Origin of the sequence: Novisyntrophococcus fermenticellae (assembly GCF_018866245.1) — a bacterium.
Taxonomy (GTDB): domain Bacteria; phylum Bacillota; class Clostridia; order Lachnospirales; family Lachnospiraceae; genus Novisyntrophococcus; species Novisyntrophococcus fermenticellae.
The window spans coordinates 2321508-2346741 of sequence record NZ_CP076458.1 but is presented as its reverse complement, the minus strand read 5'-3'; the positions used below and the strand labels follow the sequence as shown (position 1 = coordinate 2346741).

Sequence of the window (25234 nt, the reverse complement as noted above, 5' to 3'; positions counted from 1 at the left end):
TATTGTTAAAGTACTAACCCCATGGAAGCTGCCATATAGATTATTAATGGTTTCTATGGGGTTACTCTATGCGTAAAAATAAGACTTATAATAAGAAAAAGGTAGTTATTATATTTTTCTGCTGTGCATTTATGCTTTTCGGCCTGGTGGGAAGACTGGTATATCTGATGGTATTTCGTTCGGATTATTATTCAGAAAAAGCGGATGACCTCCATGAACGGGAGAGAGATATCAAGGCTGCCAGAGGAAAAATTCTGGATGCCAATGGTGTAGTTCTGGCGGCAAATAAGACGGTATGTACGATCTCTGTGATTCACAGCCAGATCGAAGAACCGGAAAACGTAATCAATATGCTGGTTAAAGAACTTGGAATCAGTGATGAAGCTGCCAGAAAAAGAGTAGAAAAACGATCTTCTATAGAACGGGTAAAGACGAATGTGGACAAGGAGGTGGGAGATAAGATTCGTGCCTATGGATACAGTGGGGTGAAAGTAGATGAGGATTTTAAAAGATATTATCCATATGGGACGCTGGCTTCTCATGTTCTGGGATTTACCGGTTCTGATAATCAGGGAATTATAGGATTGGAGGTTAAATATGATGATGTATTGGAAGGAATTAATGGAAAGATACTGACTACCACCGATGCCCGGGGTATAGAACTGGATGTGATTGGTGAGAGTCGTGTGGAACCTGTAGCCGGGTATAACCTGCGTATAAGCCTGGATAGAAATATCCAGCTTTACTGCGAACAGGCCGCCCGGAAAGTAATGGAGGAAAAGCAGGCAGACAGTGTCTCTATTTTATTAATGAATCCGCAAAATGGCGAGATTTATGCCTGTGTCAATGTACCAGAATTTGATTTGAATGATCCCTTCACGCTGAATTATAATGTAGATACATCAGCCTTAAGTGAAAAAGAGATTCAGGACCTATGTAACAAGATGTGGCGGAATGCATGTATCAACGATACTTATGAACCGGGTTCTACATTTAAAGTATTTACCATGTCAGCAGGTTTGGAGGAAGGTGTTGTAAGCCCGACGGATACCTTTTCCTGCGGTGGATACCGGGTGGTGGAAGACAGAAGAATTCACTGCCATAAGAGAACCGGTCATGGAGCGGAGACCTTCGTGCAGGGAGCACAGAATTCCTGCAACCCGGTATTTATAGATGTTGGTCTGAGACTCGGTGTGGATAACTTTTATAAGTATTTCAAAAAGTTTGGATTGATGGAAAAAACCGGTATTGATTTGCCGGGCGAAGCCGGGACGATTATGCATAAGAAGGAAAATGTGGGTCCTGTAGAACTGGCAACGATGTCCTTTGGACAAAGTTTTCAAATCACGCCCATACAGCTGGCAGCTACGGTCAGCTCGCTTGTGAACGGGGGGACCAGAATAACGCCCCATTTCGGTGTGGATGTGATGGATGATGATGGCGTCTTGATAGAAACTCTGAAATATAAGACAAAAGAGGGCATTTTATCAAAAGAGACATCAAAGTTAGTGGATGAGATTCTGGAGTCCGTTGTATCGCAAGGTTCAGGAAAGAATGCATATATAGAAGGGTATAAGATCGGTGGGAAGACAGCAACATCGCAGACACTGCCAAGAAGTGCCAACCGATACATCTCCTCATTTCTGGGATTTGCACCTACGGACAATCCGCAGGTGCTGGGGGTATGTATCATAAATAATCCGCAAGGGGTGTATTACGGAGGAACAATAGCTGCACCGGTGATGCGGGGGATTTTTGAGAATGTATTTCCCTATATGGGAATAGAAAAAAGTGAAATGGTCTCTGATGAAGACATATCACAGGAGTAAAAAAATCTTGCAATACGTTTTTCAACACTATATACTGTTTAGAGGATATCTGGTTACATGAGTGGATAAAAAAGACACAGATGAGAAAACTACAGTTAAGCACTTATATTTCGACAGACGCACACGAATGGAGGAAAGTATGAATTTTAAAATTGTAGTAGTCCCTGTACTTGTGGCATTTGCCTTAAGCCTCTTGCTGGGACCAATCATCATACCCTTGTTACGCAGACTTAAAATAGGCCAGACGGAGCGTACAGATGGTGTGAAATCCCATCTGAATAAGACTGGAACACCTACGATGGGCGGCCTGATTTTTCTGATTTCTACCACAGTTACCGCCTTGCTTTTTGTAAAAGAATATCCCAAGATTATTCCGATTCTGTTCCTGACTCTGGGATTCGGCATTATAGGATTTCTGGATGATTATTTAAAAGTGGTTATGCGAAGAGCAGATGGGCTTCTGCCCGGGCAGAAGATGGTCTGCCAGATAATTGTCACATCAGTATTTGCCTTCTATATGATACGTTTTACAGATGTATCACTGGCTATGAAAATTCCATTTATGCCGGGTACGATGCTGGATATGGGCTGGATGGCCATACCCCTTTTGTTCTTTGTAGTACTGGGAACAGTCAACGGCGTAAACTTTACGGATGGGCTGGACGGCCTTGCTTCCAGCGTAACTGTAATGGTGTCTACTTTTTTTATGGTAATAGCAATCGGGGAAAAAAGCGGGATTGAGCCCATGATCTGTGCAGTGATTGGAGCTCTGTTAGGATTTCTGGTGTTCAATGTATTTCCTGCCAAAGTATTTATGGGAGATACGGGATCTCTGGCTTTGGGGGGGTTTGTGGCAGGAACTGCCTATATGCTTCATATGCCGCTGTTTCTGCCGATTATCGGATTTATCTATATGTTTGAAATTATATCGGTGATCATGCAGGTTACATACTTTAAGATTACCCATGGAAAACGGATATTTAAAATGACGCCCATTCATCATCACTTTGAATTGGTGGGCTGGTCTGAAACCCAGATTGTGGCAGTGTTTTCCATTGTGACAGCAGTACTTTGCATGATTGCCATTTTGGGAATTTAAATTAACTGAGGAGGAAAAACAATGGATTTGCAAGGGAAGAAAGTATGTGTGTTCGGATCTGGAAAAAGTGGAACAGGAGCAGCCGGACTCTTAGTGCAAAAGGGAGCCTGCCCTATTATATATGATGGAAATGATAAACTGGATCCGGAAGATATTCTGGCAAAGATAAAAGATGCCGGGGAAACACAGGTGATTTTAGGTGAGCTGCCGGAAGCTGTATTGAATACATTGGATTTAGTGGTCATGAGTCCGGGCGTTCCGCTCGACCTTCCGATTGTTAAAAAGATGCGTGAAAAGAACATACCCATCTGGGGCGAGATAGAGCTGGCCTTTCAGAGTGGAAAGGGAACTCTGCTGGCGATTACGGGAACCAATGGAAAAACCACCACGACAGCATTGCTGGGGGAAATTATAAAAGCATACTATCCTGAAACCTATGTTGTGGGGAATATTGGAATTCCTTATACAGATATCGTTTCGGATCAAACGGAAAAAAGCGTAACCGCTGCGGAAATCAGCAGCTTTCAATTAGAGACCATTGATACCTTTCATCCGAAAGTGAGTGCAATTACCAATATTACCGAGGATCATCTCAACCGTCATCACACAATGGAGGAATATATCAGAGTAAAAGAACAGATTGCCAGTAACCAGACTTCTGATGACTTCTGTATTCTGAACTACGAAGATGAGGTGCTTCGGGTCTTTGGAGAAAAAGTGAAGCCCCAGGTTATATACTTTTCTTCTCTGCGGACACTGAACAAGGGAATCTACTTGGATGGAGAAAAAATCATCTTTAATGATGGACAAGCCCGGATCGAAGTTACGAACATCCATGATTTGAAACTTCTGGGGCTGCATAATTATGAAAATGTAATGGTTGCAACTGCCATGGCATTATGCGCAGGTGTCCCAATGGATTGTATCCGAAAAGTGATCCAAAGCTTTCCCGGTGTAGAACACCGAATCGAGTATGTGACCGAGAAAAATGGTGTTGCATACTACAACGATTCCAAGGGAACCAATCCTGATGCCGCGATCAAAGGAATCCAGGCTATGAACCGCCCAACCTTGCTGATTGGAGGGGATTTGATAAAAATTCCTCCTACGAAGAATGGATTCAAGCTTTTGACGGAAAAGTCAGATACCTTGTCCTGCTGGGGCAAACCCGTGAAAAAATTGCCGAAACAGCTATGAGCCTGGGATTCCCGGCAGAACGGATACTTCTTGTTAACGATTTGAAAGAAGCTGTGGAAATCTGCGTTTCCAAAGCAGAACCCGGACAGGCCGTCCTCCTTTCCCCTGCCTGCGCCAGCTGGGGCCAGTTCGACAACTACGAACAACGCGGGGATCTGTTCAAAGAATACGTTTATAATCTCACCACACTTTAAGTCCAAGGTCATGCGTTTCATACAGGTATGAAACGCATGACCTTGGAACCCTGGTATCATGTCATCTGCCGGCTTACTGAAAGGGCCAGACCCATCTCGGCAAGCAGGAACAACACCGAAGTTCCCCCATAGCTGATAAATGGAAGTGTAATCCCTGTATTGGGGATGGTGTTTGTCACCACTGCGATATTAAGGATTACCTGTATGGCCATGTGTCCCATAATTCCTGCTGCAATCAGGGCTCCGGGCAAATCCGGTGCATGTGTGGAAATAACCATCAGCCGCCAGACGAGTAAGGTGAACAGGATAATTACGAGACTGGCCCCCACCAGTCCGGTTTCCTCACAGATAATAGAGAATATCATGTCATTCTGGGCCTCGGGTACAAATCCCAGCTTTTGCAAAGAGCTTCCCAGTCCCTTTCCGAAGATTCCTCCGCTTCCGATTGCATAGAGCCCTTGAATTGTCTGAAAGCCTTTTTCAAAGGCCTCCGGGTTTCTCCAGATGGAGATACGCTCGAGCCGGTAACTTTCCAGGCTTAAAAAGACCGCCACAAAACTGATGCCGGCGCCACCGATACCAATGAACGGCAGATAACGCGGATTAGAAACGAAGATAGTAATGACAGCAATTCCCAGGATGATAATGGCGGTGCTCAGGTTGTTAGAACCCACCAATCCTACGATGGGAAGAATACTGATCATGACCATCAGCATGAACCAGATGCTGGTGGTCTTCTTTTTGGTTTTATCGATGATACCGGCCAGGAACAGGATGACAGCCAGCTTGGCGAATTCCGAGGGCTGGAAGGAAAGAGGGCCTATAGAGAGCCAGCGCCTGGAACCGTTATACTCATCTCCGAAGAATAGTACGGCAAGTGAAAGCAGATGTGCAAGGAAAAATAATGCAGGTGCAAACTTAAGCAGCCGGTGATAGTCCATTTGAGCAACTATGTACATACCCAGAAATCCAAGAGCTGTTGCAAAAAGCTGCTTTTTAAAATAATAGGCACTGTCATGAAATTTAACACGGCCGTTGTAAGCACTGGTGCTTAGAAGAAGCACAAGGCCGCATACGACCAGTAAAAGAACCAGGACAAGCAGGGTATAGTCAATTCGAGAGGATTTTTTCATCGTACATGGCCTTATGTCTTTTTCATTAGTTTATGAAAATTCCGGGAAAACTATGCTGAAAAGAATACTGTGTCAAAAAGAAGGTATGCTGCATAGTATAATGGGAGAAGATTGACGGGAGCAGAAGCATTGGACCTATACCAAATTGAAGGGGGAGTTCCTCTGAACGGAGAAGTGCAAATTCAAGGGTCAAAGAATGCGGTACTGCCCATGATGGCAGCTTCAGTTCTGCAAAAAGGCTGTGTTTGTTTGAAGGGCTGTCCGGATATAGCAGACGTGCAGTGTATGGAACAGATTCTGCAAAGTATTGGTGCCAGAGTCTGGAGAATAGCCGGTGATTTATATGTGGACTGCAAAGAAATAGATACAGGAGTAATACCGGGAGCGTATGCGGATAAGATGCGCTCCTCCATTATTTTAATGGGGGCATTACTGGGCAGGATGGGCAGAATCAGAGTTGGACGGCCCGGAGGCTGTACAATCGGGGAACGCCCTATCAATCTGCATCTTTCGGTGCTGGAGGCTCTGGGTGTAGCTCTGGAAGTGGAAGATGGAGTGATTTATGCCCGGGCTGACAGAATTAAAGGGGGATATTATAAGTTTCCGAAACGCAGTGTTGGTGCGACAGAAAATGGGATTCTGGCCGCGGCGGCAGCGGATGGTGAAACGGTTTTGGAGAACTGTGCAAGAGAGCCTGAAATCATACATCTATGTCAATTCCTGAGATCCATGGGGGCAAACATTGTGGGAGAGGGAAGTGCTACAATCCACATAGAAGGGGTTAAAGACCTCCACGAAACCTGCTTTGAGGTTCCCGCGGATCGGATTGTGGCGGGAACGTATCTGCTGGCTTGCGCAGTTACCAGGGGAAATATACGTCTGACCCATGCGCCGATCGGGGAAATGCAGGCGCTTCTCCGTGTATATAAGGAAATGGGTGGACAATATGAAGTAAAAGGTGGTAAACTTATAGCAGACAGCCGCCACCTGAACCGTCCCGTCCCTTATCTGAAGACTGAAGAATATCCGGGATTTCCCACGGATCTGCAGTCTTTGCTCTTAACACTATGTGCGACCATCCCGGGCGAAAGCAGGATTGAAGAGACTATATTTGAGGATCGCTTTAAAGCTGCCCTTCAGATTAAGCATATGGGTGCCGATGTCAGAGTAGAGGGACGTGTTGCTGTAATCAATGGGCAGAATTTACACGGAGCCACGGTTAAAGCAGAGGAGCTCAGAGGCGGTGCAGCCCTGGTTCTGGCCGGATTGGGAGCCAGAGGAATCACCAGGATCGGAGGTATCTGCCATATTGAAAGAGGATATCAGGATATATGCGGTGATATCCGCAGTCTTGGCGGGAATATCAGCAGGCAGAGTACGGAGGAGCTATGAAACAAAGAAAGAAGAAAAGGTTGCCAAAGAGACAAAAGCGTCTTATAATTCTATCCATCAGCGGGATCATCCTTTTGGGTATCCTGCTGTTTGGTGCAGGATTTTATACACAGAATGTACAAGTAGTTGGAAATAAACACTATACGGAATCCGAGGTTAAAAACATGGTGATGCGGGGACCAATCTCTTGGAATACCCTGCTGATGTCAACATTTCGGGAACATATTTTATTTGACAACACTGCATTTATGGAATATGTGGATGTTGAGTACCTCAATCATAATACGATCAGACTTCATGTAAGTGAAAAATACCCTATAGGATATGTGGAATGGCAGGAGCAATATTATTACTTCGATAAAAGCGGAATGGTTCTGGATTGTGAAGAAAAAACAGAAGAGGAACAGCCCGGAACCAGTGATAGTACAGATAATTCCGCCAAGAGTCAGTCTGCGCTTGTTCCGGATACGCTGAAGGAAGAAGCCTCGAAGCCTTTTCATCCGGATCTCGATGAAGTACCTTTGATTACAGGCCTTACATTCGACAAAACTTCTGTCGGTACAAAACTGGATGTCCCGGATGATTCGATATTTAACAGCATTCTTGGACTGACACGGATGTTTGAAAAGTATCAGATAGTGCCTGACAGTGTGGAAGTAAGCGAGGACTATGAGCTTACGCTGCATTATGGGAACATTAGAGCAGCCCTTGGAAAGGACGAAAATCTGGAGGACAAGATGACCAGGGTAGCCGGAATTCTTCCGAAATTGACTGGCGAATCAGGGATACTTCATCTGGAGGAGTTTACATACGGTACACAGAACATCATATTTGACAAAGATCAGATGTAACCAGGATATGGAAAATAAGTAAAAATTCAATGAAATCGAAAAAAAGAGTTGATTAATCTTATAAGAAAAGATATTATATATCTATATGTAACCAAACAAATGATTATAAGGTGAAAAGTACCCAGAGGGGAATAGAAATAGGCGTACGCCATGAAGGAGGAAGTACCTTGTTAGAAATTATGACAAATGAAGCAGAGTCATCAGCAAAGATAATCGTCATCGGTGTCGGTGGTGCAGGGAATAATGCAGTAAACCGTATGGTGGATGAAACAATAGGGGGAGTGGAGTTTGTCGGTGTGAATACCGATAAGCAGGCACTGACCTTATGTAAGGCACCCACTGTACTTCAAATTGGAGAAAAGCTGACGAAAGGCCTTGGAGCAGGAGCAAAACCGGAGGTTGGTGAAAAGGCGGCAGAAGAAAGCGCTGAAGAGATAAAGCAGATTCTGGAAGGTGCAGACATGGTATTTGTTACCTGTGGAATGGGCGGCGGAACAGGTACAGGTGCAGCTCCGGTTGTGGCAGGTGTCGCCAAGGAACTGGGGATATTGACAGTCGGAGTGGTAACAAAGCCTTTCCGCTTTGAAGCAAAGACCCGTATGAGCAATGCACTTATGGGTATTGATAAATTAAAACAGAATGTGGATACATTAATCGTGATCCCGAATGATAAACTACTGGAAATCGTTGATCGCAGGACTACCATGCCGGAAGCCTTGAAAAAGGCAGATGAAGTGCTTCAGCAGGCTGTCCAGGGAATCACGGATTTGATTAATCTGCCTGCTTTGATCAATCTGGATTTTGCAGATGTTCAGACGGTTATGACGGACAAGGGGATTGCACATATCGGTATCGGAGAGGCAAAGGGAGACGACAAAGCTCTGGAGGCCGTACAGCAGGCAGTATCCAGCCCGCTGCTTGAGACAACCATTCAGGGTGCCAGCCATGTCATCATCAACATCTCAGGTGATATCTCCCTTATGGATGCTAATGATGCCGCGAGTTATGTTCAGAACCTGGCAGGTGAGAATGCGAATATTATCTTCGGTGCAATGTATGATGATTCCCTGACTGATTCCTGCAGGATTACTGTGATTGCTACAGGACTGGATGATTCCACTGCAAAGCAGCCAAGTGTATCGGCAGCTAAGAAAGCAGCAGATGACAAGAAAAAGAATGCATTTAACAATGCAGGCTTTACGATGCCCACATTTACAGTGCCGCAGACCGGTAATCAGCAGAAGCCATCATCTTCTAATCCCGTAGTAAGCAATGTACCAAAAAAAGATATCCAGATTCCGGATTTTCTTAAAAACCGCAAATAGGTATGATGTGAAAGACTATAAGGCAGGGTGCAGCTAAAAGGCAGCCTGCCTTGTTTTATATACCAAAGTATGCAAGGAAAGCTGCCGGATTACATACAAAACGAGGAGGCACTGAAAGATGAACATTACAGGTCATACAAAGCTTACAGGACTGTTAGGAAGTCCGGTAGGACATAGTATTTCTCCGCTCATGCATAATGAAGCATTCCGGCAGCTTGGTCTGGACTATGTCTATCTATGCTTTGATGTGAAGGAGGACGGACTGAAGACGGCAGTGGATGGTTTGAAGCTGGCAGGCATCAGGGGATTCAATCTGACGATGCCGGATAAGAATAAGATGATAGAACTGGCGGATTGGCTGTCACCGGCGGCAGAACTGATAGGAGCTGTGAATACAGTGACTCATGAAGAAGGAATTTTGAAGGGATACAATACGGATGGAATTGGTTTTATGCGTTCCGTTGAGGATGCAGGCTATGATATTATCGGCCAGGAGATGACCTTGATGGGTGCAGGCGGAGCCGCGACTGCAGTTTGCGTACAGGCGGCTTTGGATGGGGTGAAACGGATTAATCTGTTCCTGCGGAAGAAAAGCCGTTTCCATCAGAGAACAGAGAAGTTGGCACACAGGTTGTGCGGAGATACCTCTTGTGAAGTGGTTTTATATGAACAAGGAGATCAAAAGAGCCTTAAAGAGTGTATCGGGAGGAGCAGGATTCTGGTGAATGGAACCTCAGTTGGTATGTTGCCGGAGACTGATGAATCCATTATAGAGGATGCGTCTTTATTTGTGCCGGAGCTGATTGTGGCCGATTTGATTTATAACCCAAAAGAGACAAAGCTTCTGCATATGGCAAAAGAGAGAGGATGCCGAACCTTTAACGGTATGTATATGCTGCTTTATCAGGGAGCAGAGGCCTTTAAGATTTGGACCGGATATGACATGCCGGTGGATATTATCAAGAAAAAGTATTTTGACTGAATCGTGACGTTCTATATGCGGGAGGGACATGATGGGTTTACAAGTAAAGAAACTGCGAATTGGAGAAGGAGTACCAAAGATCTGTGTGCCGGTAACAGGAGTGAGCAGAGAAGAAATTCTGGAGCAGAGCGGAAGTATTGCCCGGTCCGGCCCTGATTTGGTCGAGTGGCGCTGTGATTATTACAGAGATATTCTGAAGGAGGGCTGCTGTCTTCGAATGCTAGAGCTTCTTTCGGATGTTTTTAAGGAAATCCCGATTCTTTTTACCTTCCGCTCGTCCATGGAAGGAGGTAATTGTGAAATTTCTCCGGAAGCATACGAAACGTTAAATCTTGCAGCAGCCGATCAAGGTATAGCTGACCTGATTGATGTGGAGGTATATAGGGACGGACTGGATGCAAAAGGTCTGATCAAAAAGATCCATCAAAGAAGAGGGAAGGTTGTGGCTTCAAACCACCATTTTGATACGACTCCATCTGTGGAGGATATGACAAAACTGATGAAAGGAATGGAGAACATGGATGGGGACATCCTGAAGCTGGCAGTGATGCCGCAGGAGCCGAAGGATGTGCTGAATCTTCTTCTGGCAACCTCCCAGGTTTCTGCAGGCACAGTCAGACCCGTCGTGACCATGTCTATGGGAAATCTGGGTACCTTAAGCAGGATCAGCGGAGGAACCTTCGGTTCAGCCATCACCTTTGCCTCTGTAGGTGAGCCTTCGGCCCCCGGACAGATATCTCTGGATGATATAAGAATGATTTTTTCATTATTACATAAGTAAATCAAGCGAATCCTGTCGAACTTTTTTGAATTTCGACACCCAGGTTTTGACAAATTTAATGCCCCCTGGAACCTATAATAGTACTTGTTATTCCAGTAAGTACTCATGAGGTTACAGGGGGTATTTTGTGTCTTACGAATTCTATCTGGATGTATATTTCATAGAGAATCTCGTGATTAACTATGCGTTGTTACGCATGACAAACAAACTTCTCAGATGTTCTGCCACACGTGTGAGGAGTCTCCTGTCTGCAGCGGCCTGTTCCGGGGCTGCAGTTGTGGGCCTTGTATTGCTTTACCGATACAACATGTTAAGTACAACACTGGTTTCTGTGGCTGCAAATACTATAATGGTAAGGTTTGGCTGCAAAATCAAAGAGGGAAGACGACTGGTTCAGGGTATGCTGTTCTTTTATATGGGAACAGCATGTATGGGTCTGGCATTTTCATGGCTGCGGCGGCTGACCGGTACGGCAGGGGTGAGAGCCTTCTGTCTGACGGCAGCAGTAAGCTATCTGCTGATTTATATTCTTATGAAAGTTTACGATCAGGTGAAGCTATGGGAACAGCGGTATTGCCGGGTTACCCTCTGTCAGGATGGAAACGTAAAGAGAGTAAAGGGACTGTATGATACAGGCAATATGCTTTGGGACACCACTTTGCAAAGCTATGTGTCGGTCATTGACATCTCGCTGATAAAAGAACTGCTGTCAGAAGAAGCCGGCAGGGAGCTGGAAGAATTCTGCGCGCAGCGTGTGCCGGAATCTCCGGAATTGCTGAGTGCCCTGCGGCCTCATTATATCCCCTATCAGTGTGTGGGATGTGAAGGAGGTCTGCTTCCTGTCGTAGTTTTGGACTATCTATGTCTGGAACAAGGCGATGTACAAAAGTTGGTTACCCATCCGGTAATCGCAATTGACAAGACCTGTAGTTCTTCTCTCCGGAGCTATCAGATGATTTTGAACCCAAATCTAATAGACAGTTAGGAGGAATTCGAGTATGTTGATGCAAGCTACTCTGCCAAGCCATTTCAGGCTTCGCATGCTGCCCAGGTTCTCCACGGTTATGTATAAAAGACCGGGAGAATTGTATTACATCGGGGGGAGTGATGTCCTGCCCGAACCACTATGTGCTAAGGAGGAAGCAAGGGCAATTGCCCAACTGTCCGGGAAAGAAAGCGAAACCGCCCGGAGTGAGCTAATCGAACATAATCTGAGATTGGTGGTCTATATAGCACAAAAATTCGATAATACCGGTGTTGGTGTGGAGGATTTGATTTCCATAGGTACGATTGGTCTGATAAAGGCAATAAATACATTTAATGTTGAGAAAAAGATTAAACTTGCAACGTATGCATCCAGATGTATAGAGAATGAAATTCTTATGTATCTGCGCAGAAATAATAAAACGAAAATGGAGGTCTCCATCGATGAACCTTTGAATGTGGACTGGGATGGGAATGAGTTACTGTTGTCTGACATTCTGGGTACCGATGAAGATATTATATACAGGGGAATTGAAGATGAGGTTGAAAAGAAGCTTCTGGGGAAGGCGATAGGAAAGCTCAGTGACCGGGAGCAGACAATTGTAAAGCTTCGCTTCGGTATTAATATGCCGGAAGGGAAAGAAAAGACGCAGAAAGAGGTTGCGGATATGCTGGGAATCTCCCAGTCCTATATTTCACGACTCGAAAAAAGAATTATGAAACAGCTGAAACGTGAAATTGTAAAGTATGAATAAGCGAAACTGAACTTATGGCTGAGTAGTAACTTTAAATTCAATCACTTTGTCAAGGGCTAAAATTTTATTAAATTTCATCTGAAAACGCATAGCAAGACGTGAGAATGAGAATCATTTTATTAGAGTGGTGATTATCATTGATAGGAGGATTCTTGTTATGGCGCTTAATAAAGTTGAAATATGTGGTGTGAATACGGCGAAACTTCCGATTTTGACGAACGAGGAAAAAGAGAATCTGCTTCTGAAGGTAAAAGATGGGGATGAAGAAGCCAGAGAGCGATACATTAAGGGGAATTTAAGACTGGTCTTAAGTGTAATCAAGCGCTTTTCCAGCAGCAATGAGAATGCCGATGATCTCTTTCAGATTGGCTGTATCGGGTTGATTAAAGCAATTGATAATTTTAATACATCATTGAATGTAAAATTCTCTACCTATGCGGTGCCGATGATTATCGGAGAAATACGCCGCTATCTCAGGGATAATAATGCTATCCGCGTTTCCAGATCCCTACGTGACACAGCATATAAAGCAATCTACGCACGTGAAGTATATATGAAGAAAAATCTCAGGGAGCCGACAATTATGGAAATTGCCGAGGAGATTGGGATGGAGAAAGAAGAGATTGTCTATGCACTGGATGCAATTCAAAACCCGATGAGTCTCTATGATCCTGTCTATACCGAAGGAGGAGACACTTTATATGTCATGGATCAAATCAGTGACAAAAAAAATAAAGAGGAGAACTGGGTGGAGGATATCGCTCTTCAGGATGCCATGAACAGATTAAATGAAAGAGAAAAGTATATTGTAAACCTACGTTTTTTTGAGGGAAAAACACAAATGGAGGTTGCCGAAGAAATTGGTATCTCACAGGCCCAGGTCAGCAGATTGGAAAAGGGCGCATTACGCAGTATGAAAAGTTATTTGAGTTGAAAAGAGTATAAAATCGCTACAGTTCAGTATTTGTAGTCGGAATCAATCTATGGTATAATAAATCAAATCAGTGATATTGTAACAGTTTTAATCATCATGAAACGTAACTGTTACAATTTGTACAGGAGTTGATAAAATGAGGGGCGAAGACCGTAGAATTGAGATTCTGAATCAAATCAAAAATAGTGATAAACCTCTGTCAGGGACAGTACTGGCCGGAATATTTCAGGTGAGCAGGCAGGTTATCGTACAGGATATCGCATTGCTTCGCGCGGCGGATTATGATATCATCTCTACGAACAGAGGATATATTCTGAAGGGTCCAAATCAGTCATCAAGAGTATTTTGCGTAAGGCATACGGACGATCAGATGGAGGAAGAACTGAATACAGTTGTGGACTGTGGAGGCATTGTAAAAGATGTTTTTGTGAATCATGAGGTTTATGGAGAGATACGTGCTGATTTGAATGTCAGTTCCAGACTTCAGGTTTCCCGGTTCATGGAAGGAATCAGAAGCGGGAAATCCAGCCCCCTGAACAAAGTAACCAGTGGGGTTCACTGCCATACAGTTCTGGCAGAGTCAAAAGAGGTTCTGGACAGCATTGAGCAGGCACTTGGGGAACATGGATTTCAAGTGCGGCGAATAGAATAGAGTATTTATATGCATACTAAAAGGAGATATCTTTTTCAGTTCTTATATGGATTGAAACAGAGATATCTCTTTTTTGGTTAATAAATAGACAAAAATACATGTAAAAATAAAAAAAACATTAAAAAAAATTTCAGGAAAGTTCTATTTTTGTAAAAACACCTTCTGAAATATTAAAAAATTATAAATTTCCCGACCAGGGTTTGTAACCGATTTGTATGATATAAACAATTTTTTCGCAAAGTAATTGTCTGATATATAGAATTCGATTTTTGTTGACAAATTCAAATTTTAGCAGTAACGTAAGTGCGTTAAATTAAGAAGGGAGGGAGAAAAACGGAAGCATTTAAAGAGGATTTACTTCGTCAGATTAACTGTGACACGGTATTTACCATTCCGGTTTTCGGTGGTATTCCAGTATTGGAATCCACGGTAGTTATATGGATCATCATGGCGGTACTGATTTTGATGTCCATATGGCTGACCCACGATTTGCGGGTTGAAAATCCGGGGAAGAAACAATTGATGGTTGAGGCTGGTATCGATTGGCTTGAGAACTTTTTCCGGGATCTGTTGGGTGAGAAAGGGAAGCGTTATACTCCCTATATGATGACAATAATCATATTCATCACTGTTTCGAATCTGATTGGACTTTTAGGATTCAAACCACCGACGAAAGACATCAACGTGACAGCGGCATTGGCGATTATGAGTATTATTGTGATCGAGTATGCCGGCATTCATGCCAGTGGAGTAGGGGGATGGATAAAAAGCTTTGCCCATCCGATGGCATTGATTACTCCAATCAATATTCTGGAGATCGCTATCCGGCCGGTTTCTCTGTGTATGCGATTATTTGGCAACGTGGTTGGAGCATTTGTGGTTATGGAACTGATAAAGGGTGTATGTCCGATACTGCTGCCATTTCCATTCAGCTTGTATTTTGATATTTTTGATGGAGTGATTCAGGCTTACGTGTTCTGTCTGTTAACGTCTTTATTTATCAGTGAACAGATTGAAGCGTAACAATAGAAAAACATGCAGACAGGCAGCGGGAAGAATACGATTCCATCCGCACCTGAAAAAACGATGAGTGAAAAGGAGAAAAATCATGAGTTTAGTAGCAATTGGAGCAGCAATCGCAGCATTTACAGGAATTGGAGCAGGTATTGGTATCGGTTTGGCAACAGCCAAGGCAACAGAGTCCATCGCAAGGCAGCCGGAGGCGGAAGGTAAAATTTCCAAGGTTTTGCTGCTGGGCGCAGCGCTTGCAGAGGCAACCGCTATCTATGGTTTTGTAATCGGCCTTCTGATTATCTTTGTATTGTAAGAAACTGGAAATATAAGCAGTTCAATAACAAAAAGGCAGGTGCAGCAAAGTGCTGAATATAAGTTTTTGGAACATGGCCGGTGTTGTCATCGAAGTACTGCTGTTATATCTCTGCCTGAAGAAATTTCTGTTTAAGCCAATTAAAGCAATACAGGAAAAGCGTCAGGCGATGATTGACGGACAGATGCAGCATGCGGAGCAAAAGAATTCAGAGGCTTTGGAATTAAAAAGCCAGTATGAAGAAAAAATCGCATCGATGCAGGATGAGTCCGACCAGATGATAGAAAAAGCGAAGAAAGATGCGCAGTTCGAATATGAACGGATTATCAGCCAGGCGAACAGTGAGGCTGGCAGCCTGATGAAAAAGGCAAAAGATAATATCGAACTTGAGCGGGAAAAAGCAAAGCATGAGATGGAGTCTCAGGTGGCAGACCTTGCTCTCTTGGCAGCATCCAGAATTTTGGGAGAAAAGTCAGGGGCAGAAAGCGACCAGGCGCTCTATGATCAGTTTTTGAATAAAGCAGGTGACAGTGATGACAGAGACCGCAATTAATTATGGCATAGTTTTGTATGAACTGGAAATAGATGAGAAGGCCATAAATCATACGGCAAAGATATGGGAAGAAATTCCTGAAGTAGCGGAAATACTTACAAACCCCACGATATCTATGGATGTCAGGCATAGCATCATCAGTAAGATATTCCCGGAAGAAATCGTTAACTTTCTGAAAAAAATGTGTGATAACCACAAGATTAGCATGTTAAAGGATGTGTTAGAGGCTTATCACGATTATAGAAATAAGAAAAGAAATATCTTATCTGCATCCTTGTATTATGTCACAGAACCAAAAGAGGAACAAAGAGAGCGGATTGAGAAGTTTCTTTGCAGAAAATACGGTGCCGGTGAGGTGGAGTTAACCATGGTACACGCTCCGGAACTGCTGGGTGGCTTTATTATACGGACGGGCAGCCGGGAGTTTGACTGGAGTGTTCGTGGACGTATGCAGCAGCTGGCATCCAATATGAAAAGAGGTGAACGAGTTGAGTTCAATTAATTCAGAAGAAATCATATCGATTCTGAAAGAGGAAATAGAGAATTACGACGCCGTCGCCAAAGACCAGGAGACTGGTACCGTCATCTACGTAGGCGACGGCATTGCAACTGTATACGGAATCGACCATGCCATGTATGGGGAAATCGTTACATTTGAAAATGGCCTTAAGGGTATGGTGCAGGATATCAAGCGTCATCAGATCGGCGTTATCCTCTTTGGCCGGGAGACCGGAATCAGGGAGGGAACCCGGGTAGCTCGTTCGGGCAGAAAGGCGGGCGTACCGGTAGGTGATAATTTTATCGGACGCGTCGTGGATGCGTTAGGAACGCCTATAGATGGAAAAGGGGAAATTAAGGAAGATGGTTTTCGCCCGGTGGAGCAGCCTGCTCCCGGAATCATTGACAGAAAATCCGTAGATACACCAATGGAGACAGGAATACTGGCTATCGATTCCATGTTCCCGATTGGCCGTGGCCAGAGGGAACTGATCATCGGTGACCGTCAAACCGGCAAAACTTCTATCGCTACAGATACAATCCTGAACCAGAAGGGAAAGGATGTAATCTGCATCTATGTGGCAATCGGACAAAAGGCCTCCACAATTGCAAAACTTGTGAATACCTTTACGAAACACGATGCTATGGATTATACAATCGTAGTTTCTGCCACAGCAAGTGATTGTGCACCTTTGCAGTACATCGTCCCTTACTCCGGAACCGCGATGGCTGAGTACTTTATGCATAAAGGGAAAGATGTGCTGATTATATACGACGATTTGTCAAAACATGCGGTAGCATATCGTGCACTTTCCCTGCTTTTAGAGCGTTCACCGGGACGCGAGGCTTATCCCGGAGATGTATTTTACCTGCATTCCAGATTATTGGAGAGGTCCAGCCAGTTAAGTAAAGAACTGGGTGGAGGCTCCATCACAGCACTGCCGATAATTGAAACACAGGCCGGAGATGTGTCAGCATATATACCAACCAATGTAATTTCCATCACGGATGGCCAGATATTCCTGGAAAGTGATTTGTTCAATTCGGGTATGCGCCCGGCCGTCAATGTAGGACTTTCTGTTTCACGTGTAGGTGGTGCTGCACAGACAAAAGCCATGAAAAAAGCATCCGGCAGTGTGCGTATTGACCTGGCACAATATCGTGAGATGGAGGTATTCACCCAATTCTCATCAGATTTGGATGATGCAACCAAGGAACAGCTGCAGTATGGAAAAACGCTTATGGAATTGTTAAAACAGCCGCTTTCCAATCCGTTACCGTTGAATCAGCAGGTAATTACGCTGATTGCGGCGACACATAAACAGATGATGCATGTAGAGGCAGCAAAAATTAAGGCGTATCAGAAGGAACTGCTGGATTACTTTGCACGTGACTATCCGGAAATAGGCCAGGAAATAGAGGAAAACAAGGCACTTTCTGATGCTTTGATTGAAAAGATTGTTCAGGTGGCAGCTGAGTTTAAAGATAAGAGCAGGTGATAAATCATGGCGAATATTAAGGAAGTACAGGACAGAATCAAGAGCATTCAGGATACAATGAAAATTACAAATGCTATGTATATGATTTCTTCTTCTAATCTTAAAAAAGCAAAAAAGGCTTTGGAAGATACAGAACCCTACTTCTACACCCTGCAATATGCCATTACCCGTATTCTCCGTCACATGCCGGAACTGGAACACAAGTATTTTGATATGCGCTCTGCTGTACGGCAAAAAGACAGAAAAATCGGAATTATAGTTGTCACTTCAGATAAGGGTATGGCAGGGGCCTATAATCACAATGTAGTGAAGAGGGCAGAAGAAAAGCTGGCCGGTGAGGGACAGAAAAAATTGTTTGTACTGGGAGAACTTGGCAGACAGTATTTTCAGAAACATGGATTTGAGATTGAAACCCAGTTTCACTTTACCGTTCAGAAACCTACCATGCATCGTGCAAGGGTCATATCAGAACAGATTGTCGATATGTATAATAGAAAAGAACTGGACGAGGTGTATATCATATATACACAGATGGAGAATTCTGTTTCCATGGAAACCCATACGATGCAGCTCCTGCCACTGAAGAAAGGGCAATTTCAGCAGAAAGTTTCCGCAGAACTTGCAGGTACACATCAGGAGGATATCCGGATGGTGCCTTCCCCGGATGATGTGCTGAATATGACTGTTCCCAACTATATTACGGGAATGATTTACGGTGCTCTGGTGGAATCTTATTCCAGTGAGCAGAATTCCAGGATGATGGCAATGCAGTCCTCTACGGACAATGCCAGGGAAATGTTGTCTGAATTATCTATTGCGTATAACCGCGCAAGACAGGCGGCTATTACCCAGGAAATCACGGAAGTAATCGGCGGGGCCCGGGCACAGAAAAAGGAGTAGGAGGTTATTATGAATATAGGCAAGATTGTGCAGGTAATGGGACCTGTTGTAGATGTGGAATTTGAAAACCAGGATCTTCCGGCCATTAAAGATGCGCTTACTGTACAAAATGGGGATCAGAAATGTGTAATGGAGGTTTCCCAGCATATAGGGAATCATACAGTGCGCTGTATTATGCTGGCGGCCAGTGAAGGACTTCACAGAGACATGGAAGTGATTTCAACAGGAGCGGGAATCTCCGTACCGGTTGGAAATAAAACACTGGGACGTTTGTTCAACGTACTGGGTGATACCATCGATGGAGAAGAAAGCCTGGAGAAAGAACAGCATTGGGTTATTCACAGGGATCCTCCTTCCTTTGAAGAGCAGAGTCCTGTTGTGGAGATTCTGGAAACCGGAATCAAGGTAATTGATTTGCTTGCTCCTTATGCAAAGGGTGGTAAAATTGGTCTGTTCGGCGGTGCAGGTGTGGGAAAAACTGTGTTGATTCAGGAATTGATTACGAATATTGCTACGGAGCATGGCGGATATTCAATCTTTACCGGCGTAGGGGAGCGTTCCAGAGAGGGAAATGACCTCTGGTGTGAAATGAAAGAATCCGGTGTACTGGAAAAGACGGCACTGGTATTTGGTCAGATGAATGAGCCCCCGGGAGCGCGTATGCGTGTAGCCGAGACTGGATTAACGATGGCAGAGTATTTTCGTGATGAGGAGCACCAGAATGTATTGTTGTTCATTGACAACATATTCCGTTTTGTACAGGCCGGTTCTGAGGTTTCTGCGCTTTTGGGCCGGATGCCCTCAGCAGTTGGCTATCAGCCTACACTGGCTACGGATGTCGGTGAACTTCAGGAGCGGATCGCTTCTACAAAAAATGGCTCTGTAACTTCGGTGCAGGCAGTATACGTACCGGCGGATGATCTGACAGATCCTGCTCCGGCTACAACGTTTGCACATCTGGATGCCACGACTGTGCTTTCCAGAAAAATAGTGGAGCAGGGAATCTATCCTGCGGTGGATCCGCTGGAATCCACATCCCGTATTCTTGAGGCCGATGTGGTAGGTGAAGAACATTATGAGGTTGCACGTGCGGTACAGGCGATTCTGCAAAAGTATAAAGAGCTGCAGGATATCATCGCAATTCTGGGTATGGAAGAGCTGTCTGATGAGGATAAGAATACGGTGTATCGTGCCCGTAAAATCCAAAAGTTTCTTTCACAGCCTTTCCATGTGGCAGAGACATTTACCGGGGTTTCCGGTAAATACGTTCCGCTGAAGGAGACCATCCGTGGATTTAAGATGATTATTAACGGTGAAATGGATGAATATCCGGAGAATGCGTTCTTTAATGTGGGCGGTGTGGATGATGTCATAGAGAAAGCAAAAACAATGATGGACCAGACAACAAAAGCCTGACAGGAGTGAAATGATATGGCTGAGAAAGAAAGAAATTCATTCTACCTGAAGATTCTGGCTGCTGATAAAGTTTTTTGTCAAGGCAAGGCGTACAACGTAATTCTGCCAGCAGTGGATGGTCAGTTTTCAATTTTGGCACATCATGCGGATACGATGGTGGCAGTGCAGACCGGAGAACTGAGATACCATACATTGGATGGCGTGTGGCATACGGCGGTAGTGGGCAATGGATTTGCTCAGGTAATCAACAATCGTATGACCGTACTTGTGGACTTTGCGGAGCGTCCGGAGGAGATTAATATCCTGCGTGCCAAGGAAGCCAGAGAACGTGCAGAGGAACAGCTGCGGCAGAAGCAAAGTATACAGGAGTATTATCACACCCAGGCATCGCTGGCCAGAGCGATGACCAGACTGCGCGTTACCGGAACGAATAATATTAACAGAAAATAACTGAGATAAATTTAATTTTTGTACTTTTGTTCCTGTTGTAATCCCGGATGAATTATTATATAATAAAGCAAAGGAAATCTGCACAGAAAAAGGAAAGCTTTATTGGAGGATAGGATGAATAAGGAACTTAAGGAAGAGATTTCGGGTAATAAGGACGGGAAAGAAAAGATAGTTGATATGATACCGGAGATTCCACAAGAGGTTGCCAGAAGATTTGAGAAGGATAAAGATATCCAATATGAAAAACTGGTACAGCGGCTAAAAGATGAGCATGTATGGTAGGAGCAGAAAAAGACGTTTATCTCTGGAAGATAGACGTCTTTTTTGGAAACTTCAGTCGGAGGTCTGTTACATTTCTTTCAGTGGAAATGAAAAATACCTTATCGCATTGTTATAAGAGATACCTTTGATAATTTTTTCAAGGGCCTTGTAATCTTCAGGATATTCTCCATTCTCCACCCAACTTCCAATCATTTCACATAAAATTCTCCGGAAATACTCATGCCTTGTATAGGACAGAAAGCTCCTGGAATCCGTGAGCATGCCGAGAAAATTTCCGAGCAGTCCAAGGTTTGCCAAAGAGGTCATCTGCTCCGTCATGCCCTGCTTGTGATCGTTGAACCACCAGGCACTTCCCTGCTGAAGCTTTCCGGCTGCAGAGGAATCCTGAAAGCATCCAATTAATGAACCTATATAGGCATTATCATTTGGATTCAGAGAATACAGGATGGTTCGGGGCAGCTGATCCGTCTCAATCAGTGAATTCAGAAAATCCGCCGTGGCTGCGGCAGGAGCGTAGTTATCAATACAGTCGTAGCCAGTATCGGACCCAAGTCTTCGGAACATTAAAGTGTTATTATTCCGTTTGCATCCAAAGTGAATCTGCATTACCCAGCTGCGGCGATGGTATTCTTTTGCTGCAAACTGCATGAATGCAGTCTTAAATTTCAGTTGTTCTTCTGAAGTTACTTCCCTGCCATTCAAACGTTTTATAAGAATATCGTTCACATCCTCTTCAGAAGACGGCGTATAGTAGACATAACTCAATCCATGATCGGATACGGAACAGCCATTCTCTGCGAAGTAATCCATACGCCTGCATAGCGCTTCTTTTAAAGAAGCAAAGTCTTCGATTGCAACACTGCTGACCAGAGACAGCTGCTTCAGGTACTCCGGATAACTGTCAGCCTCCAGATTCATGGCCTTATCCGGCCGCCATGCAGGAAGAACCTTTACATTGAACGTATCATCTGCTTTTATCACCTGATGCCAGTGCAAATCGTCTACAGGGTCATCGGTAGTGCACAGCAAGGTGACACATGACATCTGAATCAATCCGCGCACAGACATCTCAGGTGAACGGAGTTTTTTGTTACACAGGTTCCAGACCTCTTCGGCCGTGCCGCCATTTAAGACTCCTTCATAGCCAAAATATCTTCTAAGCTCCAGATGGCTCCAGTGATACAGGGGATTCCCGATGGCTTTCTCCAAGGTCTCAGCCCACTTTTGGAATTTTTCTTTGGGACTGGCATTTCCGGTGATGTATCTCTCATCCACACCATTGGAACGCATCTGGCGCCACTTATAATGATCACCCCCCAGCCATACCTCTGCAATGTTATCGAATTGTTTGTTTTCAGCAATTTCCTGTGGGTTGATGTGGCAGTGATAATCCAGAATCGGCATACGCTCTGCGTATTCGTGGTACAGTTTTTCTGCCGTTGGTGTGGAAAGCAGAAAATCCTTGTCTAAAAATGGTTTCATGGGTAGTCCTCCTTATCTGTTTAAAAGTTTTTCCTTGTGGTATCCCGTATAATGATATCTGCGGACACCATAGTCTTATCAGGTGCGCTTTTTCCATCCAGCAGATTCATTAGAAGAGAGACAGATGTATTGCAAAGATATTCCAGGCGATTATCGATACTCGTTAACTCCGGGTCGCAGCAGACTGACAGCATGGAATTGTTATAGCCCACGACGGATAAGTCGCCGGGAACTGTAAGACCGGCTGCTTTGGCAAACTTTACCGCACCTATGGCAAGTTCATCATCCGAAGTCAGAACTGCGTCAAAGGGAAGTTTTTTGTGTAAATCCAGCAAAAGATTCTGCACTTCCTTTAAAGACCCATTGTACATTACAATCTGATGGTCGGAGCAGGTCAGTCTTTCAGATTTCAATCCTTCCAGAAATCCTTCTTTTTTCCTGAGCCCGCTGAAGGAGTCTGCACGATACAGGAAAATTGGAATTTTGCATCCGCTTTTTAAGGCTCGCGTCGTAGCATTAAAGAGCGCTTCTTTGTCGTCACAGAGAGAGTTATATATGTTTTCACCTTTCAGAAGACCGTTTAAAAGTATGAGAGGAACCTGCGAGGCTGCTCGGAGCAGGTATTCATTTCTCCCGGTGGTACGTTCTATGAAGTTAGAGCCAATCAGTACAAGTGCATCTACATGGCGGGATAAAAGCATATCCAGACACTTTTCTTTCTGGGAATGTTCGTAGCCGGTGCAGCATAGAAGAGAGTCATAGCTGTGGGTACGAAGATCCTGTTCCAGATAATTGATTGCACTGCCCAGATACGGGTCAGAAGAATCCGCACAAAGCAAACCCACCGTCTTCATGGTGTTGAGGGTGAGCCCACGGGCAAATGCATTGGGTTGGTACCCCTCTTCTTCCATAACGGTCAGAACCTTCTGGCGAGTCCCTTCGCTGACATTTTTATTATTATTTAAAACTCTGGATACTGTTGCGATGGACACCCCGGCTTTTTGAGAAATGTCGTATATATTCATGTGTTCAGATCCTTTTTTGTAAGTACTTACAGTACATACCCTTCTTTTCTGGCATTATTATAAGCCAGTATAGAGAAAAAAGCAACCAAATTTTTATTAATTTCTTAAATCATATTGACAGATTTGGAAAAATGGTGTACTTATAAATGTAAGCGCTTACATAAAGATAAACAAACATAAAGGCAAACATAAAGGAGAAGGCATGGAGTATCTGAAGATTCACCCCAAAGACACGGTTGCTGTGGCATTGACACCATTAAGTGCAGGTAAAATGTGTATTGTAGATGAGAAGGAGATTACTTTAAAAGAAGACATCATGGAGGGTCATAAATTCTCCCTGCAGTATATGGCAGCCGGAGAAAAGGTTTACAAATATGGAAATCCCATTGGTATCGCAACGGAAGATATAGAACCGGGCCGGTGGATACATACGCACAATCTGAAGACTGGTCTGGGAGATTTACTGGAATATACATATGAAAAAAACCCGACGGATTTAAAGTTCACGGAAGAAGTCATGTTTCAGGGATTCCGAAGAAGTGACAATAAAGTAGGAATCCGTAATGAAATCTGGATTATTCCCACGGTTGGCTGTGTCAATAATGTGGCACAGAGGATCGAAAGACAGGCTGCCGGCCTGGCAGGAGGCAGCCTGGATGCTGTTTGTGCATTCCCCCACCCATATGGATGTTCCCAGATGGGTGAGGATCAGGAATATACCCGAACAATTCTGGCAGATTTGATCAACCATCCCAATGCAGGTGGGGTTCTGGTTTTGGGTCTGGGATGTGAGAACAGTAATATTGATATTTTAAAGAAATATATAGGTGATTACGATGAGAAGCGGGTTCGTTTTCTCGTGGCACAGGAGTGTGAGGATGAAATAAATGAAGGCTTAAGGATTCTGAAAGATCTTTCGAAACACGTGAAAGAAGCAAAAAGAGAGCCCGTCAGTGTCAGTGAATTAATAATCGGAATGAAGTGCGGTGGTTCCGATGGTCTGTCGGGTATTACTGCAAATCCGACGGTTGGAAGGTTCTCGGATCTGTTGATTTCAAAGGGAGGAAGCACGATACTGACCGAAGTTCCGGAGATGTTTGGAGCGGAAACGCTTCTGATGAATCGCTGTGAAAATGAAGAAATATTTGAAAAGACCGTTCATCTGGTAAATGATTTTAAGAATTACTTTAAAAGCCATAATCAGACAATTTATGAAAACCCCTCTCCCGGAAATAAAAAGGGAGGCATCTCTACGTTGGAGGATAAATCTCTGGGATGTACGCAGAAGAGTGGAAGTGCAGCAGTCAGAGATGTTTTGTCCTATGGCGAGCCGGTAAAGAAGAAAGGCTTGAATCTTTTGAGTGCACCGGGCAATGATCTGGTTGCGGCTACTGCGCTTGCGGCAAGTGGAGCCCATATGGTTTTGTTTACAACCGGGCGGGGAACCCCTTTTGCTTCACCTGTTCCAACAGTGAAAATCTCGACGAACACGGGTTTAAGTGAGAGAAAGAACAACTGGATTGATTTTAACTGTGGACGTCTGACAGAGGATGCAACACTGGAAGAGACGGCTGAGAAGTTGTTTGACTATGTCATAGAGGTGGCTTCCGGGAAACTGGTGAAGGCGGAGAAAAAAGGATTTCACGATATGGCAATCTTTAAACAGGGAGTAACCCTGTAGCTATAAATAAATT

General features: G+C 44.2%; 26 protein-coding genes. 23 read left to right on the top strand and 3 right to left on the bottom strand.

The features are described from left to right. Positions 1–68: 68 nt before the first annotated feature. From KNL20_RS10805 to KNL20_RS10790, 4 genes are all read left to right on the top strand, one after another. A complete protein-coding gene (locus KNL20_RS10805) occupies positions 69–1829 on the top strand; it encodes a peptidoglycan D,D-transpeptidase FtsI family protein (RefSeq protein ID WP_230397758.1) in 1761 nt (586 codons plus the stop codon). Between the two features lie 139 nt (positions 1830–1968). Continuing rightward, complete coding sequence (mraY, locus tag KNL20_RS10800; RefSeq protein WP_230397757.1) at positions 1969–2928, top strand: phospho-N-acetylmuramoyl-pentapeptide-transferase; 960 nt, start codon at positions 1969–1971, stop codon at positions 2926–2928. 21 nt (positions 2929–2949) lie between these two features. After that, positions 2950–4125, top strand: coding sequence for a UDP-N-acetylmuramoyl-L-alanine--D-glutamate ligase (gene murD / locus KNL20_RS10795; protein WP_230397756.1), 1176 nt, complete (start codon positions 2950–2952; stop codon positions 4123–4125). Continuing rightward, entirely contained in the window at positions 4122–4319 is a 198-nt protein-coding gene (locus KNL20_RS10790; RefSeq protein WP_230397755.1) for a hypothetical protein, read from the top strand. Before murD ends, KNL20_RS10790 begins: the two co-directional genes overlap by 4 nt. Positions 4320–4375: 56 nt before the next feature. On the opposite strand, the gene KNL20_RS10785 is transcribed toward KNL20_RS10790, so the two are convergent. Beyond that, the gene (locus KNL20_RS10785; protein WP_230397754.1) at positions 4376–5452 is read right to left on the bottom strand and encodes an FtsW/RodA/SpoVE family cell cycle protein; all 1077 of its coding nucleotides are present in this window, start codon (positions 5450–5452) and stop codon (positions 4376–4378) included. Positions 5453–5563: 111 nt separating this feature from the next. On the opposite strand from KNL20_RS10785, the gene murA reads away from it, so the two are divergent. The 18 genes from murA to KNL20_RS10695 all read left to right on the top strand — a co-directional run bounded on the left by murA (position 5564) and on the right by KNL20_RS10695 (position 21033). Further along, positions 5564–6844 (top strand): UDP-N-acetylglucosamine 1-carboxyvinyltransferase, encoded by a 1281-nt coding sequence (gene murA, locus KNL20_RS10780; RefSeq protein WP_230397753.1) that lies wholly within the window; start codon positions 5564–5566, stop codon positions 6842–6844. Further along, the gene (locus tag KNL20_RS10775; protein WP_230397752.1) at positions 6841–7695 is read left to right on the top strand and encodes a cell division protein FtsQ/DivIB; all 855 of its coding nucleotides are present in this window, start codon (positions 6841–6843) and stop codon (positions 7693–7695) included. The genes murA and KNL20_RS10775 overlap by 4 nt, the downstream gene beginning before the upstream one ends. A gap of 179 nt (positions 7696–7874) precedes the next feature. Then, positions 7875–9020: a cell division protein FtsZ gene (gene ftsZ / locus KNL20_RS10770; RefSeq protein WP_230400097.1), complete on the top strand. Its 1146-nt coding sequence runs from the start codon at positions 7875–7877 to the stop codon at positions 9018–9020. A 118-nt stretch (positions 9021–9138) separates the two neighbouring features. Next, on the top strand, positions 9139–10002 hold the full coding sequence (locus KNL20_RS10765) for a shikimate dehydrogenase (RefSeq protein WP_230397751.1): 864 nt from the start codon (positions 9139–9141) through the stop codon (positions 10000–10002). 28 nt (positions 10003–10030) lie between these two features. Further along, complete coding sequence (aroD, locus tag KNL20_RS10760) at positions 10031–10783, top strand: type I 3-dehydroquinate dehydratase (RefSeq protein WP_230397750.1); 753 nt, start codon at positions 10031–10033, stop codon at positions 10781–10783. A gap of 127 nt (positions 10784–10910) precedes the next feature. Continuing rightward, complete coding sequence (locus KNL20_RS10755) at positions 10911–11768, top strand: sigma-E processing peptidase SpoIIGA (protein WP_230397749.1); 858 nt, start codon at positions 10911–10913, stop codon at positions 11766–11768. Positions 11769–11823: 55 nt separating this feature from the next. Then, a complete protein-coding gene (gene sigE, locus KNL20_RS10750; RefSeq protein ID WP_331468363.1) occupies positions 11824–12522 on the top strand; it encodes an RNA polymerase sporulation sigma factor SigE in 699 nt (232 codons plus the stop codon). Between the two features lie 157 nt (positions 12523–12679). Continuing rightward, complete coding sequence (gene sigG, locus KNL20_RS10745) at positions 12680–13456, top strand: RNA polymerase sporulation sigma factor SigG (RefSeq protein ID WP_230397747.1); 777 nt, start codon at positions 12680–12682, stop codon at positions 13454–13456. Positions 13457–13592: 136 nt separating this feature from the next. Continuing rightward, a complete protein-coding gene (locus KNL20_RS10740) occupies positions 13593–14108 on the top strand; it encodes a transcription repressor NadR (protein WP_230397746.1) in 516 nt (171 codons plus the stop codon). 312 nt (positions 14109–14420) lie between these two features. Continuing rightward, positions 14421–15131: a F0F1 ATP synthase subunit A gene (locus tag KNL20_RS10735; protein WP_230400096.1), complete on the top strand. Its 711-nt coding sequence runs from the start codon at positions 14421–14423 to the stop codon at positions 15129–15131. Positions 15132–15216: 85 nt separating this feature from the next. Then, on the top strand, positions 15217–15435 hold the full coding sequence (atpE, locus tag KNL20_RS10730) for an ATP synthase F0 subunit C (protein WP_331468170.1): 219 nt from the start codon (positions 15217–15219) through the stop codon (positions 15433–15435). A 49-nt stretch (positions 15436–15484) separates the two neighbouring features. After that, positions 15485–15988, top strand: a complete 504-nt coding sequence (atpF, locus tag KNL20_RS10725) for a F0F1 ATP synthase subunit B (RefSeq protein ID WP_230397745.1) — start codon at positions 15485–15487, stop codon at positions 15986–15988. Next, complete coding sequence (atpH, locus tag KNL20_RS10720; RefSeq protein WP_230397744.1) at positions 15969–16490, top strand: ATP synthase F1 subunit delta; 522 nt, start codon at positions 15969–15971, stop codon at positions 16488–16490. Before atpF ends, atpH begins: the two co-directional genes overlap by 20 nt. After that, on the top strand, positions 16477–17985 hold the full coding sequence (gene atpA, locus KNL20_RS10715; RefSeq protein WP_230397743.1) for a F0F1 ATP synthase subunit alpha: 1509 nt from the start codon (positions 16477–16479) through the stop codon (positions 17983–17985). The genes atpH and atpA overlap by 14 nt, the downstream gene beginning before the upstream one ends. A 6-nt stretch (positions 17986–17991) precedes the next feature. Continuing rightward, the gene (atpG, locus tag KNL20_RS10710; RefSeq protein WP_230397742.1) at positions 17992–18885 is read left to right on the top strand and encodes an ATP synthase F1 subunit gamma; all 894 of its coding nucleotides are present in this window, start codon (positions 17992–17994) and stop codon (positions 18883–18885) included. Positions 18886–18894: 9 nt separating this feature from the next. After that, on the top strand, positions 18895–20301 hold the full coding sequence (gene atpD, locus KNL20_RS10705; protein WP_230397741.1) for a F0F1 ATP synthase subunit beta: 1407 nt from the start codon (positions 18895–18897) through the stop codon (positions 20299–20301). Between the two features lie 15 nt (positions 20302–20316). Then, positions 20317–20751, top strand: a complete 435-nt coding sequence (gene atpC / locus KNL20_RS10700; protein ID WP_230397740.1) for an ATP synthase F1 subunit epsilon — start codon at positions 20317–20319, stop codon at positions 20749–20751. A gap of 114 nt (positions 20752–20865) precedes the next feature. Beyond that, positions 20866–21033, top strand: coding sequence for a hypothetical protein (locus KNL20_RS10695; protein WP_230397739.1), 168 nt, complete (start codon positions 20866–20868; stop codon positions 21031–21033). Positions 21034–21099: 66 nt separating this feature from the next. Here the strand turns inward: KNL20_RS10695 and uxaC are convergent, their stop codons facing one another. After that, on the bottom strand, positions 21100–22515 hold the full coding sequence (uxaC, locus tag KNL20_RS10690; RefSeq protein ID WP_230397738.1) for a glucuronate isomerase: 1416 nt from the start codon (positions 22513–22515) through the stop codon (positions 21100–21102). A gap of 20 nt (positions 22516–22535) precedes the next feature. Then, positions 22536–23540, bottom strand: coding sequence for a LacI family DNA-binding transcriptional regulator (locus KNL20_RS10685; protein WP_230397737.1), 1005 nt, complete (start codon positions 23538–23540; stop codon positions 22536–22538). A 202-nt stretch (positions 23541–23742) separates the two neighbouring features. Here KNL20_RS10685 and KNL20_RS10680 point away from each other — a divergent pair, with 202 nt between their 5' ends. Further along, positions 23743–25221: a UxaA family hydrolase gene (locus KNL20_RS10680; protein WP_230397736.1), complete on the top strand. Its 1479-nt coding sequence runs from the start codon at positions 23743–23745 to the stop codon at positions 25219–25221. Positions 25222–25234: the final 13 nt, after the last annotated feature.

Coding starts and splice junctions, on each gene's coding strand:
- KNL20_RS10805 (WP_230397758.1), top strand. CDS start 69: ATGCGTAAAAATAAGACTTATAATAAGAAAAAGGTAGTTATTATATTT.
- mraY (WP_230397757.1), top strand. CDS start 1,969: ATGAATTTTAAAATTGTAGTAGTCCCTGTACTTGTGGCATTTGCCTTA.
- murD (WP_230397756.1), top strand. CDS start 2,950: ATGGATTTGCAAGGGAAGAAAGTATGTGTGTTCGGATCTGGAAAAAGT.
- KNL20_RS10790 (WP_230397755.1), top strand. CDS start 4,122: ATGAGCCTGGGATTCCCGGCAGAACGGATACTTCTTGTTAACGATTTG.
- KNL20_RS10785 (WP_230397754.1), bottom strand. CDS start 5,452: ATGAAAAAATCCTCTCGAATTGACTATACCCTGCTTGTCCTGGTTCTT.
- KNL20_RS10775 (WP_230397752.1), top strand. CDS start 6,841: ATGAAACAAAGAAAGAAGAAAAGGTTGCCAAAGAGACAAAAGCGTCTT.
- ftsZ (WP_230400097.1), top strand. CDS start 7,875: ATGACAAATGAAGCAGAGTCATCAGCAAAGATAATCGTCATCGGTGTC.
- KNL20_RS10765 (WP_230397751.1), top strand. CDS start 9,139: ATGAACATTACAGGTCATACAAAGCTTACAGGACTGTTAGGAAGTCCG.
- aroD (WP_230397750.1), top strand. CDS start 10,031: ATGATGGGTTTACAAGTAAAGAAACTGCGAATTGGAGAAGGAGTACCA.
- sigE (WP_331468363.1), top strand. CDS start 11,824: ATGCTGCCCAGGTTCTCCACGGTTATGTATAAAAGACCGGGAGAATTG.
- sigG (WP_230397747.1), top strand. CDS start 12,680: ATGGCGCTTAATAAAGTTGAAATATGTGGTGTGAATACGGCGAAACTT.
- KNL20_RS10740 (WP_230397746.1), top strand. CDS start 13,593: ATGAGGGGCGAAGACCGTAGAATTGAGATTCTGAATCAAATCAAAAAT.
- atpE (WP_331468170.1), top strand. CDS start 15,217: ATGAGTTTAGTAGCAATTGGAGCAGCAATCGCAGCATTTACAGGAATT.
- atpH (WP_230397744.1), top strand. CDS start 15,969: ATGACAGAGACCGCAATTAATTATGGCATAGTTTTGTATGAACTGGAA.
- atpG (WP_230397742.1), top strand. CDS start 17,992: ATGGCGAATATTAAGGAAGTACAGGACAGAATCAAGAGCATTCAGGAT.
- atpD (WP_230397741.1), top strand. CDS start 18,895: ATGAATATAGGCAAGATTGTGCAGGTAATGGGACCTGTTGTAGATGTG.
- atpC (WP_230397740.1), top strand. CDS start 20,317: ATGGCTGAGAAAGAAAGAAATTCATTCTACCTGAAGATTCTGGCTGCT.
- KNL20_RS10695 (WP_230397739.1), top strand. CDS start 20,866: ATGAATAAGGAACTTAAGGAAGAGATTTCGGGTAATAAGGACGGGAAA.
- uxaC (WP_230397738.1), bottom strand. CDS start 22,515: ATGAAACCATTTTTAGACAAGGATTTTCTGCTTTCCACACCAACGGCA.
- KNL20_RS10685 (WP_230397737.1), bottom strand. CDS start 23,540: ATGAATATATACGACATTTCTCAAAAAGCCGGGGTGTCCATCGCAACA.
- KNL20_RS10680 (WP_230397736.1), top strand. CDS start 23,743: ATGGAGTATCTGAAGATTCACCCCAAAGACACGGTTGCTGTGGCATTG.